Source organism: Rhizobium sp. R634 (genome assembly GCF_002211305.1).
Taxonomy (GTDB): Bacteria; Pseudomonadota; Alphaproteobacteria; order Rhizobiales; family Rhizobiaceae; genus Rhizobium.
Genome location: NZ_LOKW01000001.1, coordinates 737,902 through 753,988, shown reverse-complemented (window position 1 = coordinate 753,988; position 16,087 = coordinate 737,902). Strand labels below are relative to the sequence as shown.

Sequence of the window (16,087 nt, the reverse complement as noted above, 5' to 3'; positions counted from 1 at the left end):
TCAGAGCCCCGCGAACCCAGAAAAAAGCACGGCCGCCATAGGGCGGCCGATGCTGGGGGCAGGCAGGTTAGGCCGCCTTGCCCTTGCCCTTGACGTTGGCGGAGGACTCCGCGATCTGCGTGAGCTTTTTGTCGGTTGCTTCTTCCTCGGCGAGCGTTGCCTGCAGCAGCGGGACGGCGTCCTTGAGGCCGAGCTGCTTGGCCCAGGCGATCAGCGTGCCGTAGCGGGCGATCTCGTAATGCTCGACGGCCTGCGCTGATGAAATCAGGCCGGCGTCGAGGGCGACGGTGCCCTTGAACTCGTCCATGATTTCCTCGGCTTCGGCGATGATGCCCTGGATGGCTTCGCAGGTCTTGCCGCGCGCCGGCTTGCCGATCATTTCGAAGACCTGCTCGAGGCGCTCGACCTGAGCCTGGGTCTCGTCGCGATGCTGCAGGAAGCCGGCCTTGCCTTCTTCCGATTGCGCGGCGCGGGCCATCTTCGGCAGCGCCTTCAGGATCTGCTTTTCGGCGTAATAGATGTCCTTGAGAGTATCGAGAAAGAGGTCGTTCAAAGTCTTCTCGGTTGCCATTTAGTCCTCCTATGGCGCTGTCGTGACGACAAACAACTCTCGCCTTCGCCGGATGTTCCCGTGAGGGAAGCGTGACGCCTCCGTGGCCGGAGGCGCCATCTCATCCGGCCAAGGAAGAGGCTGGTCCGGCAGCACCGGGACCGGCGATCACCCGAACGATTGTGCAAAGCCGTTGTTCCCGGTCGCCGCAGGGATCCTAGCGATCAAAAGCAGGTATCTGTCCGATATCGTACGGCAACGATTAGGATGCGCGGAGCTTTCCTCCTCATCCCAGGAGAGAAAAAATGTCCTTGTCTTCCGTACGTCCAGTGTCGCACAGCAAAAAAACCTCAGCGATAGAATCGGAGATCGTCGAGCTGACGCCGGCGCTGCGCGCCTTCGCCCGCCGGTTCCTGCGCAGCGACGACGATATCGACGATCTCGTGCAGGAGACCTTGCTGAAGGCACTGAACTCGCTTCATCTCTATCATCCCGGCACTTCTCTCAAATCCTGGCTCTTCACCATTTTGCGCAACACCTTCTGCACCAATTACCGCCGCCAGAAGCGCGAGCCGGCCGGTATCGACGCAGCAATGGAACAGATCGCCACCGCCCCGACACAGGAATGGGCGCTGCGCGAGCGCGAACTGCAGCATGCGCTGACGCTTCTGTCCGACGACAGGCGCAGGGCGCTGACGCTGGTCGCCGCCGGAACCAGCTACGAGGATGCAGCCAAAATGTGCGGCTGCCGGATCGGCACCTTAAAAAGCCGTGTCAGCCGTGCCCGCGAATGCCTGCACTCCCTGCTCGGAAACCAGCTCATCGACTGAACCCGGCTCATTGCGACTGATCGAGTGCGGTGATGGCCGCCCAGGCGTCTCATGCTGTCGGAGCCAGCCTACATCAGTGCGGGTGAGGGATTGCGCGACCATGAGCATGTCCTCTTCCCACTTGGTGTAGAAGCCACGGCGCTGTTCGCGCCACTGCAGATACCAGCCCCAACGCCGGGGAAGATGAGAAGGCCGAAGCTCAATTGGCTGACTGGCACGCCGCAGCCCCTTACTGCACCATTCGGTGAGGCCGCTAGTGCGCCGAACATCAGGCCGAGGTGTTCGATCTTCTGAGAGGCCGTTTCCTCCCCTCAGACGCCATTTCGTTGAAAACCAATCGCCGTCAGCGTCGAGGTCTTGAAGCGGATTAGATCAGCCATTTCCATAGCAAGCCTCGGCGGTGCATCTACAACGCCAGACAGCAGATCGGATCCTCTAGCTCCTGGGCGATGTTCTGATGGGCGCCGGCCGCCGAGGCGAAGGATCGAGGTGAAAGAGCGCCCCCACCATAAGTCACGCCAGGAAAGCGGATGGCGTAACGTTGTTTGATAGCCGCCGCCTGGTACCGACGATACTCTGTCGAGCCGGAGATGATCACCCGCCGCACCCAATCGAGGATCTCTTCACGCTTGGTAAAGGGCAGGCTGCTGAAGTCATCCGGCAGATGCAAGGAGATCCTGCGCCGCTCAGCGGGGCTGATATCGCCGAGATCATGACCGTAAAGCGAGCGCGCCTGATGCGGCAGCTTGTCTTTGAAATAGCCACCTGGCAATCGGTAGCGCTGCTCGATGCGGCGGAGGATATCGAAGCTGGCGACAGATCAGGGCACACGCTCGCCCTGGATCCAAGACAAGAGTGTCTTATTGTCGAAGGTCTCGTTGAGACGAACAACAGCGCGGTAGAGCTGCCAATAGGTGTCACCGAACCGGCGCATGTGATAGACCAGGGCATTCTGAAAATTCACTGGATCTTCCGTTGCCTCAGACAAGGGCTCTGGAAGCGGGCTGATGGGCTTCGGCGCAGGCCCGCGCGGTACCGACGAAGACCGAGCAAAGGAGCCGTCGATGGCACGGCGCTGTGGTTTCCTGGCGGATGGAGCGGTGGCTGACTTGCTTGACCCAGCCGTACGAACTCGCGTGGCTGGCTTATCTGACTGAACATCTTCCGCGGGCGATGCCCCCAGCCATCGGGTGATCGCATCCAGGCCTGGCCGGAGCTCCTTCTTCAACTCTGCAGTCAACTCGGCTTCGATTCCGCAGGCCTGCCCGATCGTGGTCCAGTCGATACGGCCATTCAGGATCGGAGGCGGCTTTCGGTAGATGATCAAGCTTATTAGAAAGGGCCGAACATTCTCCAGCACTCGTTTGGATACAATCGGTGCGATGCGCAGCTCGCAAAAGTCAGAGATCTTTCGCTGAAAATGACGTGATGAAATGTCTTGTTTGGTCATGCTCATTCCGCTTCTCTCGGCGCCAGTGCCGAGGGCGAGCGGGAATAGGAGTGCAGTTTTAAGAAAGGATGTATCGGATGCGGCACGTTGAGCACCGCTGAGTCATTTGCAATGAGTCCATACAGTTTGCTGTGGACCTGCGCTCGGGAGATCGATGATCGTACCTTTGATTAAGCGCGCTTATCTAAGTGAGACGCTTAATTAAATGATATGCCTCTCGTTTAAATAAGAGGCGAGGCTGATACTGGGATATGTTTGATTCCCAATCCAGTCCTCGCCTCGGTCGCTTCGTAGAGACGGTCGCTGCCAGTGAAACGGTACGAGCGTTCGTGCCTCCGCCACTGCCGCCGAGCCGCCTATCGATGTGCTCGCCCTTTTAGAGCGTCTCAGCCTGGCAGAACACGCGCTCGGGCGCCTGGATGGGATCACAATGTTGCTGCCGCGGCAGGAGCTGTTCCTTTATATGTATGTGAGAAAAGAAGCCGTTCTTTCCTCACAGATTGAAGGCACGCAGTCGACGCTTTCCGATCTCTTGCGGTTTGAGACTGAAGCGCAAGCCGGGCAGCCGGTTGATGACATTCCTGAAGTCTCCAACTACGTCGACGCGATGATGTACGGCTTAGAGCGGCTGGAAACGCTGCCCATGTCGTTGCGCCTGATCCGCGAGATGCACGCCAGGCTTCTGCAGAGTGGGCGAGGGGGCACCAGGATCCAGGAGAGTTTCGCCGCTCGCAAAATTGGATTGGCGGCACGCGCCCCGGTAACGCGCTCTTCGTGCCTGCTCCCGTCACGGGAATGGCCGCTTGTCTGGATGCGTTCGAGCGCTTCATGCATGATGACCGATCGCGGTTGCCGGCGCTAATCAAAGCAGGTCTGCTGCACGTTCAATTCGAAACGATCCATCCATTTCTCGATGGCAATGGCCGTATAGGTCGCTTGCTAGTGACCCTATACCTCTGCATGACGGCGTTCTACGCAAGCCATTGCTCTACCTCAGTCTTCTCCTGAAATCCCATCGGAGGGAATATTGGCTACTGCAAGAGGTTCGCGAACATGGCAACTGGGAGGCTTGGTTGGACTTTTTCCTGACTGGGGTGGCCGACACCGCCAATCAGGCGTTTGAGGCTGCGACCCAGATTGTGGATCTCTTCAAGGAAGATCGAGAGCGCATCACGACGGAGAGTGATAGAGCGGGATCGGCACTTCGTGTTCACGGGCTTTTCCAGCAGAATCCTTTTCTCACGGCGAACCAGGTTGTTCAAATTACAGGTCTGTCCGCACCGACGGTCAATGCAGCACTCGCCGATCTGAAGCGGTTGGACATCGTCGACGAGGTGACGGGCCGCAAGCGTGGCCGCGTGTTCAGCTACCGAAGATATCTTGCAATTCTCAGCGAAGGCGCCGATCCTCTTCCTCTCAGTTCGTGACAGACAGGTGCGGTCGAAGGTTCGATCTTCATCAAGGCGCTTTGTAAGTCCGACGAGCCACCGGCAGATCATGTTCGCGCAAGCCAGCGTAACCTCTTGGCTTAAAGCATTCTAACTGGACAGGGCTTAACTGAAGGACTTATGATTAGAGCGCCGATCAATGCGATGCCTCTAACATGAATATGGTCAATTCGCCTTTGCCGTCTGAAACTAGCCGGGAGGACAAGATTCAGCCGAATCCGGTGCGGCTTGGTGCGCGCCTCAAGCTTACGCGGCAGACGCGTGGGCTGACGCTGAAGGCACTGGCGCTGGCTGCTGATTGTTCAGAAAGCCTGCTGTCCAAGATCGAGAACGGTAAGGCTTCGCCATCGTTGCCCATGCTGCACCGGCTGGTGCAGGCGCTCGATTCCAATATCGGCTGGATGTTCGAGGAGACGGATGCCGACGAGGGCGTGGTGTTTCGCGCCGGCACACGGCCGCTGATCTCGCTCGATCCGCTGCGACGCGGCGAGGGCATATCGCTCGAACGTATAATTCCCTATTCGCAGGGTCATCTGCTCCAGTGCAACATCCACCATATCGATGTGGGAGGCGAGAGCGCCGGCCCGATCCAGCATGTCGGCGAAGAGGTCGGCTACGTGCTCGTCGGCGAGATCGAGTTGATGATCGGCGATAAGACCTTTCACCTGTGCGCCGGAGACAGTTTCGTATTCAATTCAGAGCTGGCCCATTGGTATCGCAACGTCGGAAGCCAGCGTGCCTCGATTTTCTGGGTCAATACGCCGCCAACATTTTGATTACCTCAAAAAACTCATGATTTGACTTTTGTGGCTCCGACCATTCAAGCATCTTGACAATAATTCAAGTCACTTGAATAATGCCCTCGCAAATTCTGTTGCCGCCCGCGGCTTCTAACAAGGGGAACTTTAAAATGGGTCGGACCAAATATCTCCTCGGCTGCGCCGCAGCCGTCGCCATGACGCTTTCCATGGGTGTTTCAGGCGCCTTTGCCGATACGTTCGCGCTCGTCACCATCAATCAGCAGGCACTCTTCTTCAACCAGATCAATGATGGTGCCAACGCTGCCGCCAAGGCTGCTGGCGTCGACCTCGTCATCTTCAACGCCAACAACGTGCCTTCGGCGCAGAACGATGCGATCGAGACCTACATCACCCAGAAAGTCGACGGCATCATTCTGGTCGCCATCGATGTGAACGGCGTGAAGCCGGCCATCACTGCTGCGAAGAATGCCGGCATTCCGGTCATCGCCATCGATGCGCAAATTCCGGAAGGCGACAACATAGCCTTTGTCGGTGTCGACAATACCGCCGCCGGTCGCGAGATTGGCAAGTTCTTCTCCGACTACGTGAAGAGCGACATGGGCGGTGCGGCCAAGGTCGGCGTCGTCGGCGCGCTTAATTCCTTCATCCAGAATCAGCGTCTCGACGGCTTCAAGGCTGCGGTAGGCGAGGGCGGTCAGAAGATCGAATTCCTCAACACCGTTGACGGCCAGAACGTACAGGACGTCGCGCTGTCTGCCGCCGAAAACCTGATGACGGCCAACCCCGACATGACGGCGCTCTATGCGACCGGCGAGCCGGCGCTGCTCGGCGCGGTTTCCGCGGTTGCCAGCCAGGGCCGCGGTGATAGCATCAAGGTCTTCGGCTGGGATCTGACGAAGTCCGCCATCGATGGCATCGACCAAGGGTTCGTGACCGCTGTGATCCAGCAGGATCCGGCCGGCGAGGGCAAGGCTGCGGTCGAGGCGCTCGTCAAGGTCAAAAAGGGCGAGAAGATCGAGCCGATCATCAATGTGCCGGTTACCATCGTCACCAAGGCGAATGTCGATCAGTACCGCGATATATTCAAGTAAGGCGAACTGCCGCCGTCGCCCGGGCTGTCGATCAGGCTGGGCGGCCGGATTTCAGCAAGGGCCATTGAATATGACCGACACGCAAGTCAGCCGCGTTCGTATGACCGGCATTTCCAAGCGCTATGGCGCGCTGCAATCGCTCGACAACGCCTCGCTCGATCTGAAGCCCGGGGAAGTTCTCGGCCTGGTGGGTGACAACGGAGCAGGCAAATCGACCATCAGCAAGGTTTTGTCCGGCGCCGTGATCCCCGATTCAGGAACGATCGAGATCGACGGCAGAGCGGTCGCCTTCACGTCGCCCGCAGATGCGCGCGCAGCGCGTATCGAGATGGTCTACCAGGACCTGGCGCTCTGCGACACGATCGATGTGGCTGGCAATCTCTTCCTTGGCCGCGAGCCGAAACGGCGGGTGGCCGGCGTACCGATGCTCGACAAGACGCTGATGCATGAGCGTGCGCGCGACATGCTCTCCAATCTCGGCATCGTCATCCCCGATACGCGCATGAAGGTGGAAAACCTTTCGGGCGGCCAACGTCAGTCTATCGCCATCGGCCGCGCCGCATCCTTCAACCCCTCGGTGCTCATCATGGACGAGCCGACGGCAGCACTCGCCGTCGCCGAGGTGGAGGCGGTGCTCGAACTCATCCGCACCGTCTCGCAACGCGGCGTGTCCGTCATTCTCATCACGCATCGCCTGCAGGACCTCTTCCTCGTCTGCGACCGCATCCAGGTCATGTATGAGGGGCGTAACATCGCCGAGCGCCGGATCGAAGACACGAATATCGAGGACGTCGTCAATCTCATCGTCGGGCGAAAATTTGCCGCCCGATCCGCAGGCCATAACCGGGAAAAGGGCGCCTCCGCATGAGTTCCGAACCCAACGCCTATGCCAGCCATCCGCCCCGCATGCGCGAGCCGACGATCCTCGACAAGGTCGTGGCCAATGGCGGCGTCATGTCGATCGCGCTGTTCTTCGTCGTCTGTTGCCTATTCTTCTCGGTGACAACGGATGCCTTCCTGACCGCGCCGAATCTCCTCAACGTCATCCGGCAATCCGCCCCGTTGCTGATCGTCGCGGCGGCCATGACCTTCGTCATCACGACCGGGGGCATCGATCTTTCGGTTGGCTCCGTCCTTGCCCTGACGGCCACCTTGTCGGCCGCAGCCCTACAGGCGGGCGTCCCTTGGCCGTTTGCCATCGTGCTGATGCTTCTGCTCGGCGGCGTGGTGGGTGTCATCCAAGGTTATTTTATCGCCTATGAGCGCATCCCCGCCTTCATCGTTACGCTCGCCGGTCTTTCCGTGATCCGCGGTTTCGCGTTGCTCATCACCGGCGGCTATTCGATCCCCATCGAGCCGACGAGCCCCTTCGTAGCCCTTGGCCGCGCCTGGGTGCTCGGCGTTCCGGCTCCGGCGCTGATCGCGATTGTGATTCTTGCCATCGCCTACATCGCCTTCAACGAAACTCATTTCGGCCGCTACGTCACGGGCGTCGGCGCCAATGCCGAGGCGACGCGGCGGGCAGGCGTCAACACGCGCCGGGTCATCCTCTGGGTCTATGTGCTGTCGGGTACGGCCGCGGCGGCCGCCGGCGTTATCCTTTCCGCCCGTCTCGGCTCCGGCTCGTCGAATGCGGGACAGGGTTTTGAGCTGGATGTCATCGCAGCCGTCGTGCTCGGCGGCACCAGCCTCTTTGGTGGACGCGGCTCTCTCGTGGGCACGATTCTCGGCGCGCTCACCGTCGCGGTGCTCGCAAACGGCCTCATCCTTTCACATCTATCGCCCTTCTTCACGCCGATCGTCACCGGCTTCATCATCCTCGTCGCCATCTGGCTGAATTTCCGCCTGTTCCGCGGCGGCGCGAAGGGGCGCTGAGGATGCTCGATCGTCTCTTCACGGGCGCGCCGAAAAAGCGGCATCCCATCGGGGTGAATTCCGGCACAGCCATGACCGTCACCGGCCCCGTCCCGGTGGAGGATCTCGGGGTGACGCTGATGCACGAGCACATCTTCCTCGATGGCGCGACCAGCTGGATCTGCCCCTGCCACCCGGACGAAAAGGCGATCGCCGAACAGAAGGTCTCGATCGCGATTATCGGCGAATTGCGTATGAACCCCTACATGAACCGGGACAATGTCTCGCTCGATGATGGGGATCTGGCGCTGGGAGAGCTCAAACGGTTCCAAGCGCTCGGCGGCTGCACCGTGGTGGAAACGACCAATTTCGGCATCGGCCGTGATGCGGCGGGACTCGCCCGCATCGCGCGCATGTCGGGGCTCCGGATCATCATGGGTACAGGCTTCTATCTGGAGCACACCCATCCCGACTGGCTGAAAGCCATGGACATCGAAGAGGTTGCGCGGTTCATCGTCGATGATGTCGGCGGCGGCGAGACGCAGCCGGAGATCATCGCAGGTATTATCGGTGAGGTCGGCGTCAGCCGTCATTTCACCGCTGAGGAAGAGAAGTCGCTTCGCGCTTCGGCGCGGGCGGCACGCATCACCGGCCTGCCGCTCTCCATTCACCTGCCGGGCTGGGAGCGTCTGGCGCATCGCGTGCTCGATGTGGTGGAGGAGGAGGGGGCCGATCCGCGCCATACCGTCCTTTGCCACATGAACCCCAGTCATAACGATCTTGATTACCAGATGGCGCTGGCAAGGCGCGGCGCCTTCCTGGAATATGACATGATTGGCATGGACTATTACTATGCCGATCAGGATGCCCAGTCGCCCTCCGACGAGGAGAATGCCCGTGCTATCGCCACCCTTGTCGACAAGGGGTTTGGCGACAGGCTGCTGCTGTCGCAGGATGTGTTCCTGAAGATCATGCTGACGCGCTACGGCGGCTTTGGCTATGGCTACATCCTAAAGCACTTCCTGCCGCGTCTGAAGCGCCATGGCGTCGATCAAGCGGCCATTGACCGCATGCTGATCGACAATCCGAAATCCGTCTTTTCCGCCATGCGCTGAGCGTTGGCCCATCGTCCAAGGAGTTTCCATGACCAAGAAGAAAGTGCTGCTCGCCGGCGAATCCTGGGTATCGACCGCCACCCATATCAAGGGCTTCGACCAGTTCCCTACGGTGACCTATCACACCGGGGCGGACGAATTGCTGAAGGCCCTGAAGGATAGCCCCTTCGACGTTACCTTCATGCCGGCACACGAGGCACAGAAGGAGTTTCCGAGCACACTCGAAGGCCTTAGGGCCTACGAAGCCATCGTGCTCTCGGATATCGGTGCCAATACGCTGCTTCTGCATCCGGACACCTGGATTCACTCGCGTCGCACGCCGAACCGTCTGAAATTGCTGCGCGACTACGTGGCCCAAGGCGGGGCACTCCTGATGTTCGGTGGCTATTATTCTTTCCAGGGCATCAATGGCGGCGCGCGCTTCCGAAACACCGCTGTCGAAGAGGTACTGCCCGTCTCCTGCCTTTCCGTCGACGACCGTGTGGAGGTGCCTGAGGGCTTTACGCCCATTGTGTCGGGCGATGCTTCGCACCCGATACTTGCGGGCATAACCGGCGAGTTCCCGTATCTGCTCGGTTTCAACGAAGTGACGCTTAAGGAAGGCGCCAACCAGCTTATGACCGTTTCGTCGGAATACGGTTCGCTGCCGCTGCTCGTCACCGGCACCTATGGCGAGGGCCGCACGCTTGTCTGGACGTCCGATGTCGGCCCGCACTGGCTGCCGCCGGAATTCATCGCCTGGCCGGGCTATAAGACTCTGTTCGAGCAGATGCTCGCCTGGGCAACAGACTGAACGGAAGGTCGAGGACCATGACCATCCACGTCGTCGGCAATGTCTGCGTCGATACCAGCTTTTGCCTGGAGCGGCTGCCGAGCCCGGGCGAAACGCTGAACGCAGCGGCTGCCGGAGAAGGCGTCGGTGGCAAGGGAGCGAACCAGGCCGCTGCCGCCGCTCGGACAGGCGCATCCGTGACGCTTTGGGCAGCTGTTGGCCGGGATGCTGCCGGCGACGGGATGGAGAGCGTGCTCTCGGCGGAGATTTCCGAATTGCGCCTCTCGCGCCTTGACCTACCCAGTGACCGCTCGGTGATCCTTATCGACCGCCATGGCGAGAATGTTGTCGTCACTGCTGCCGCCTGCGCGGAGGCGTTCGATCCGCTGGCGATGTGCGCACTCGCATCGACCTGGTGCGCCAGAGACATTTTGCTGATGCAGGGCAACCTTGGTGCCGATGTGACAGCGCAATGCCTGAAGGCAGCGCACGCGGCCGGGCTTTTCACGGTGCTCAATCCGAGCCCGCTTCATGCTGGGGAGCTGGATCTGGCGGCGGTGTCGCTTCTGATCGTCAACCGGCAGGAGGCCGAAGCCTTGACCGGCGAAACGCATGGTGACCGCGCTGCCGACCGCCTGTGCGCAATGGGTGCGGCCACCGTCATCGTGACGCTCGGTTCGGAGGGCGCCTTCGTTCTGGAGGCATCTTCTCGGCTCCAGATCCCGGCTGAAAAACGCGAAACCGTGGATACCAGCGGGGCCGGCGACTGTTTTGCGGGCACGTTGACCGGGCTTCTCGCGCAGCGCGTACCCCTTTGCGATGCCGCAAGACTTGCAACACGGGCGGCGGGTCTCGCGGTTGGCCGTCCCGGCACGCTTGTCTCCTTCCCAACCCCGGCGGAGCTTGCCGCCCTCACCAAGATATTCAAACCGGAAAACATGTGAACGCCATGAGCAACCCGATCGGACGGCAGGACAAGGATACACTGAAGACGCTTTTCGGGCGCGACAAACCGGTGATCGGCGTGGTGCATCTGATGCCGCTGCCGGGCGCGCCGCGCTACGACGGCGAAGGCGTCGAGGCGATCTACGAGCGCGGTCTTTCGGATGCGCGAGCCTATCTTTCCGGCGGCTGCGACGCCGTCATTGTCGAGAACCATGGTGATGTGCCATTTGCCAAGCCCGACGATATCGGGCACGAAACATCAGCGCATATGGCCGTTATCGCCGATCGCATCCGTCGGGAACTCGGACGTCCCATCGGCATCAACGTGCTGGCCAATGCGGCGATCCCGGCACTGGCTATCGCATGTGCATCGTCTGCATCCTTCATCCGCGTCAACCAGTGGGCCAATGCCTACATCGCCAATGAGGGTTTCGTGGAGGGAGAAGCAGCGCGTGCCATGCGCTACCGCGCCCATCTTCGCGCTCGCGGCATCCGCATCTTTGCCGACGCCCACGTCAAGCACGGCGCGCACGCCATCGTGGCAGACCGACCGGTCGAGGAGCAGGTCAAGGATCTTGTCTTCTTCGATGCCGATGTCGTCATTGCGACCGGCCAGCGCACCGGCCACGCCGCCGATCTCGGCTACATCAGAATGATCAAGGAAGCGGCATCGCTGCCGACACTGGTGGGCAGTGGCGTCACGCATGATAATGCCAACGATATTCTTTCAGTCGCGGATGGCGTGATCATTGCCAGTGCCCTTAAATACGATGGCGTCTGGTGGAATGCGGTCGAGCTCGACCGGGTCAAACGCTTTATCGCGGGCCTCGGTCGATGAGTAGGAAGCCGGAGGTTAACGCCGAACGCCTTCTTGCGTCCGTCGCCGATTTCGCGGCGATCGGCGCGACGCCTGCCGGTGGTGTCAACCGGCAGGCCTTGGGCGTCGAAGACCGCGCGGCGCGGCGGCTGCTCGCCGAGCGTGCGCTTGCCCGCGGCTTCATCGTCTTCCAGGATGACATCGCCAATCTGTTCATTCGCCGGGAGGGCCGGGATGCTTTCCTGCCACCGCTCCTCATCGGCAGCCACCTCGACAGCCAGCCGACCGGCGGTCGCTTCGATGGAGCGCTTGGCACGCTCAGCGCATTTGAAGTGCTCGAAGCGCTCGCCGACGCCGGCATTGAGACCGACCGTGCCATCGAAGTCGTCGCCTTTACCAACGAGGAGGGTAGTCGGTATTCGCCGGGCTGCATGGGATCCATGGCCTTCGCCCGAGTGGGAACTATGGCGGACTGGGAAACGATACATGCGACGGACGGCACGCGGCTGGCCGATGAGCTGGCGACAACGCTCGTAACGCTGCCCGAAGCCGCTATGCGTCCAGTAGGCCATGCCATTTCTGCCTTTGTCGAACTGCATATCGAACAAGGCCCGATCCTTGAACAAGAAGATGTGCCAATCGGCGTGGTCACGGCGGTACAGGGCACGAAATGGCTTGAAGTGACCTTCTCGGGCGTCGCCGCGCATGCCGGCACGACGCCGCTCGAATTCCGCAAGGACCCCATGAGCGCGGCAGCAGCCGCAATCGCAAGTCTTCAATCTGCGGTCATGCCTGCGGATCCGGAGGCACGGTTGACGGTCGGCCGTATCACCGCCGAACCGGGTTCCATCAACGTCATTCCCAGTTCTGTTGCCTTCACGGTCGATATCCGCCATCCGGACGCCGCTGCCCTTGCCGCAATGGACCAGCATGTGCGGAAGGAATGCGAGACAGCGGCCGCGCGCTGGGACTGTGACGTTGCCATCAGCCAGCGCGTCGACATGGCACCAGGCCGCTTTGCATCATCGATAACAGGAACAATCGAGGAGGCCTGCAAAGCTCTAGGTCTCAAGAGCCGTCAAATGGTTTCCGGGGCCTTTCACGATGCGCTGTTTGTTAGCCGCGTAGCGCCGACGGCCATGATCTTTGTACCGTGTCGCAATGGCATCAGCCATAACGAGGCGGAGTTCGTAACCGACACGCATATGATTTCCGGTGCCCGGGTGTTGCTCAAAGTGGTCGAATCGTTGGCGCTTGTGACTCGGATCGCGTGAATGTTATCGTTGTCTCGTAAGTGAGTGCCGTTATGTAAGTTGATGGCCGAGGGTTCGAATAGGTTCAAGGTGACCGGGTCGTCGGCCTGGTTTGGCTTCCGCCTACATTTCCGGCCGCTAGATTCTCTGATCAAGTACCGATGACAGAAATACGCGCGTCCTCTGCGCTTGCGGCGAACCGAATATGTCTTCTGGCGCACCCTGTTCGCAGATGCGACCCTTATCGAAAAAACAAACGCGATCTGACACTTCTCGAGCGAAGCGCATCTCGTGAGTGACGAGTAGCATGGTCAAATCATGTTCATGCGCCAATGTGCGGATAACGGAGAGCACCTCGCCCACCAGTTGCGGATCGAGCGCTGACGTTGGTTCATCGAACAGTAGAACACGTGGGCGCATTGCAAGCGCCCGGGCAATCGCCACACGTTGCTGCTGTCCGCCGGAAAGTTGTACCGGATAGTGGTCCTTCTTGTCCGCCAGCCCCACCATTTGCAGCAGATCAACAGCACGTGCTTCCGCTTCCGGCCGCGCCATTCCCAGTACCCGCACCGGCGCTTCGACAACGTTGCGGAGAACCGTCATGTGAGGAAAGAGATTGAAACTCTGGAAGACCATGCCGACGTGATTGCGGATCTGGCGCAAATGCCTCTCCGAAGCCTGAAAAGGACCTTTGCCACCCGGCTCGTGGTACGACGTTCCAGCAAGCGTCAGCTTGCCTTCCTGAAACGGTTCGAGTGTCATGAGAATGCGCAGAACGGTTGATTTGCCGGAACCGGATGGCCCAATGAGCGTGACCTTCTCACCCTTCGCAACGCTGAAATTGAAGTTATCAAGCACTGTCAGAATGCCGAAGCGCTTGGTGACATCGGAAAACTCGATGATGGGCTGGTCGTTGTCATTGGTCATCGCAAGGGTATTCCTGCCTTTGGAAGAGCTTTTTGCAAGCGGTGGAGGCCCGCCGAGCAGATCAGGGTCAGCAGAAGGAAAATCAGGCCGACAAGCGTCAGCGGCACGAGATATTCGAACGTGCGTTCGCCGATCATGTTGGCGAGCGCCATCATCTCCAGAACGGTGACCACAGACAGCACAGGCGTTTCCTTGATCATGGCCACGAGGTAATTCCCCATCGCCGGTACAATGCGAGGGATGGCCTGGGGGATGATCACGTCGCGATAGGTTTGCGTACGGGTCAGATTTAGCGCCGTTGCTGCTTCCCATTGGCCGCGATGAATAGCTTCGATGCCACCGCGATAGACCTCAGACGTATAAGCTGCATATTGAAGACCGAGGGCCAGTGCCCCGGTGAAAAAGGCGGGGAACACGACCCCGAAATCTGGCAGCACGTAATAGAGGAAGAACAGTTGGACTAGAAGTGGCGTATCGCGCAGGAACTCGACGACGAAGGCGGTTGTCCAGGAAATCGCCATGACGCGGCTGCGGCGCAACAGAGCGAATACCAGGCCAAGCACCAGCGCAATCCCAAAGCCAGCAGCTGCCGCCTTCAACGTGACCGTCAAACCTATCAGGATGATCGGCAAGATCGACGTCGTGTAAGTGACCCAGGTTGTCGTGTCCCATTCGTAACCATACATCGAACTGTCCTCATGAATGGCCGCCGCGGGGGAAGACATCGCCGCGTCGTACGAAGTGCTCGATCACGCGAACGGCTGCCATCAGGACAAGCGACATGGCGAAGTAGCACACGAGCGTGACCGAATAGATGCTCGCGCTATCCAACGTGATGTTGCGGATGGATTGGGCTGCGAAGGTAAGATCGGCAATCGAGATCAACGACACCAGCGAGGACAGCTTCAGCGTTTCGATAGTGAGGTTGCCGAAGGCCGGCATCATCTCGACGACCGCCTGTGGCAGCGAAATGCGAAAGAGGGTCTGGACACGGTTGAAGTTCAATGCGCGGGCAGCTTCCAGCTGCTGCGCGGAGACCGACAGGAGGGCTCCGCGGACGATTTCGGCGCCATAGCCGCCGACATGAGCGGCCAATACCAGGATGCCGGTGGTGATCGGATCGAAACTTAGGCCGACCAGCGGCAGCGCGTAATAGAACCAGAACAGCTGAACGAACAGCGAAGTCCCGCGAAACACTTCCGTATAACACAGCGCGACGGCCGACAGAATCGGTCCTCCCTCGACGCGCAGGATGCCGAAGACGAAGGCGAGCACCGCGCCGCAGACGATCGCTGCCAGAGTGATCGTCATCGTCACGATAGCGCCTTGCCAAAGCATTGGCAGATAGGCTGTCCAGCTCATCTGGCAATCTCTCCGAATGAAAGCAGGTGGCGCCCAGTTCGGGACCGGGCGCCCTTTTCGTTACTTCCCGGCGCAGAGATCGGTGACGTTCTTCTTAGCCGCCGCCGCGATGCTCTGTTCGGATAGACCATACTTCATGAGGATCTTCTTGTAGTCGTCCGTCTTTCGGAACGCGACGAGCGCGGTGTTAAACGCGTCGCGCAATTCCTTGTCTTCCGGACGGAAGGCAAAGCCGCCATAGTTGCGGACCGGTGCGTCCTTGACGATCGGATCCTTGAACGGCGCGACCTGCTCGACATTGGCCTGATCCTTGGCGAGCGCGGAGACCGTCAGCTCGGTGGCCGCATAGGCATCGACACGGCTCTGTACGGTCGGGATCGCATCGGCATTCGCCGGAATAAAGACGATCTGGTCGTCCTTGACGCCGACTGCACGCAGGAAGTCGACATTGTTTGCACCCGAAACCACCGCGACTTTCAACGACGGGTCTTTGGCGATGTCGGCATAGGTTGTCAGACCCTTCGGATTGCCCTTCTTGACCAGAAGGCCTTCACCGTAGGACGAGTTGGGTTCGGTAAAGGCGACCTGCTTGCAACGCTCGGGGGAAATGTTCTGCTCCGCAGCAGCAAAGTCAAAGCGACGCGCCTTGAGACCTGGAATGAGCGTGCCGAAGGGCGTCACCGTCCAGTTGATTTCCTCGATGCCCATGGATTTCAGGACGGCATTGGCAACATCGGGACCGATACCGGCAGAGGTGCCGTCCGGCTGCATATAGGAATAGGGTACCTCGTTGGCCGTCGCGGCCCGGATAAATCCTTGCTTCTTGGCTTCTTCGACGGTCAGTGCGCTCGCCGACGTGACGCCGATGCCGAGCGCAAGTGCGGACAGGCAGATGGTTTTTGAGATGCGCAT

General features: G+C 60.0%; 15 protein-coding genes and 2 pseudogenes. 11 read left to right on the top strand and 6 right to left on the bottom strand.

Annotated elements, in window-relative coordinates; translation table 11 throughout:
* Positions 1-67 precede the first annotated feature (67 nt).
* The gene (locus tag ATY77_RS03350) at positions 68-571 is read right to left on the bottom strand and encodes a ferritin-like domain-containing protein (protein ID WP_088686064.1); all 504 of its coding nucleotides are present in this window, start codon (positions 569-571) and stop codon (positions 68-70) included.
* 284 nt (positions 572-855) lie between these two features.
* On the opposite strand from ATY77_RS03350, the gene ATY77_RS03345 reads away from it, so the two are divergent.
* On the top strand, positions 856-1,380 hold the full coding sequence (locus tag ATY77_RS03345; protein WP_088686063.1) for a sigma-70 family RNA polymerase sigma factor: 525 nt from the start codon (positions 856-858) through the stop codon (positions 1,378-1,380).
* 51 nt (positions 1,381-1,431) lie between these two features.
* On the opposite strand, the pseudogene ATY77_RS03340 reads toward ATY77_RS03345, so the two are convergent.
* A pseudogene (locus ATY77_RS03340) lies at positions 1,432-2,836 on the bottom strand (hypothetical protein); the annotation flags it as partial.
* Between the two features lie 245 nt (positions 2,837-3,081).
* Between ATY77_RS03340 and ATY77_RS03335 the strand changes: the two are divergent.
* The 10 genes and pseudogenes from ATY77_RS03335 to ATY77_RS03290 all read left to right on the top strand — a co-directional run bounded on the left by ATY77_RS03335 (position 3,082) and on the right by ATY77_RS03290 (position 12,907).
* Positions 3,082-4,257 (top strand): annotated as a pseudogene (locus ATY77_RS03335) (Fic family protein).
* Between the two features lie 176 nt (positions 4,258-4,433).
* A complete protein-coding gene (locus ATY77_RS03330) occupies positions 4,434-5,054 on the top strand; it encodes a cupin domain-containing protein (protein ID WP_088686062.1) in 621 nt (206 codons plus the stop codon).
* 134 nt (positions 5,055-5,188) lie between these two features.
* On the top strand, positions 5,189-6,130 hold the full coding sequence (locus tag ATY77_RS03325) for a substrate-binding domain-containing protein (protein ID WP_088686061.1): 942 nt from the start codon (positions 5,189-5,191) through the stop codon (positions 6,128-6,130).
* A 70-nt stretch (positions 6,131-6,200) separates the two neighbouring features.
* The gene (locus ATY77_RS03320; protein ID WP_088686060.1) at positions 6,201-6,998 is read left to right on the top strand and encodes an ATP-binding cassette domain-containing protein; all 798 of its coding nucleotides are present in this window, start codon (positions 6,201-6,203) and stop codon (positions 6,996-6,998) included.
* Positions 6,999-7,036: 38 nt separating this feature from the next.
* Positions 7,037-8,005, top strand: a complete 969-nt coding sequence (locus ATY77_RS03315; RefSeq protein WP_245314296.1) for an ABC transporter permease — start codon at positions 7,037-7,039, stop codon at positions 8,003-8,005.
* A 2-nt stretch (positions 8,006-8,007) separates the two neighbouring features.
* Entirely contained in the window at positions 8,008-9,099 is a 1,092-nt protein-coding gene (locus ATY77_RS03310; RefSeq protein ID WP_088686058.1) for a phosphotriesterase, read from the top strand.
* 28 nt (positions 9,100-9,127) lie between these two features.
* Positions 9,128-9,892 (top strand): glutamine amidotransferase, encoded by a 765-nt coding sequence (locus ATY77_RS03305; RefSeq protein WP_088686057.1) that lies wholly within the window; start codon positions 9,128-9,130, stop codon positions 9,890-9,892.
* A 17-nt stretch (positions 9,893-9,909) separates the two neighbouring features.
* Complete coding sequence (locus tag ATY77_RS03300) at positions 9,910-10,815, top strand: PfkB family carbohydrate kinase (protein ID WP_088686056.1); 906 nt, start codon at positions 9,910-9,912, stop codon at positions 10,813-10,815.
* Positions 10,816-10,820: 5 nt separating this feature from the next.
* Positions 10,821-11,654 carry a BtpA/SgcQ family protein gene (locus tag ATY77_RS03295; protein ID WP_088675184.1) on the top strand — a complete coding sequence of 278 codons (834 nt, stop codon included), beginning with the start codon at positions 10,821-10,823 and terminating at the stop codon, positions 11,652-11,654.
* The gene (locus tag ATY77_RS03290; RefSeq protein ID WP_088686055.1) at positions 11,651-12,907 is read left to right on the top strand and encodes a Zn-dependent hydrolase; all 1,257 of its coding nucleotides are present in this window, start codon (positions 11,651-11,653) and stop codon (positions 12,905-12,907) included. Before ATY77_RS03295 ends, ATY77_RS03290 begins: the two co-directional genes overlap by 4 nt.
* Positions 12,908-13,024: 117 nt before the next feature.
* On the opposite strand, the gene ehuA is transcribed toward ATY77_RS03290, so the two are convergent.
* From ehuA to ehuB, 4 genes are read right to left on the bottom strand one after another with little or no spacing between them, the layout of a single operon-like run.
* Positions 13,025-13,813 carry an ectoine/hydroxyectoine ABC transporter ATP-binding protein EhuA gene (gene ehuA / locus ATY77_RS03285; protein WP_088686054.1) on the bottom strand — a complete coding sequence of 263 codons (789 nt, stop codon included), beginning with the start codon at positions 13,811-13,813 and terminating at the stop codon, positions 13,025-13,027.
* Positions 13,810-14,499, bottom strand: coding sequence for an ectoine/hydroxyectoine ABC transporter permease subunit EhuD (gene ehuD / locus ATY77_RS03280; protein ID WP_088686053.1), 690 nt, complete (start codon positions 14,497-14,499; stop codon positions 13,810-13,812). The genes ehuA and ehuD overlap by 4 nt, the downstream gene beginning before the upstream one ends.
* 10 nt (positions 14,500-14,509) lie before the next feature.
* A complete protein-coding gene (ehuC, locus tag ATY77_RS03275) occupies positions 14,510-15,175 on the bottom strand; it encodes an ectoine/hydroxyectoine ABC transporter permease subunit EhuC (protein ID WP_088686052.1) in 666 nt (221 codons plus the stop codon).
* A 60-nt stretch (positions 15,176-15,235) separates the two neighbouring features.
* Positions 15,236-16,087 carry an ectoine/hydroxyectoine ABC transporter substrate-binding protein EhuB gene (gene ehuB / locus ATY77_RS03270; RefSeq protein WP_088686051.1) on the bottom strand — a complete coding sequence of 284 codons (852 nt, stop codon included), beginning with the start codon at positions 16,085-16,087 and terminating at the stop codon, positions 15,236-15,238.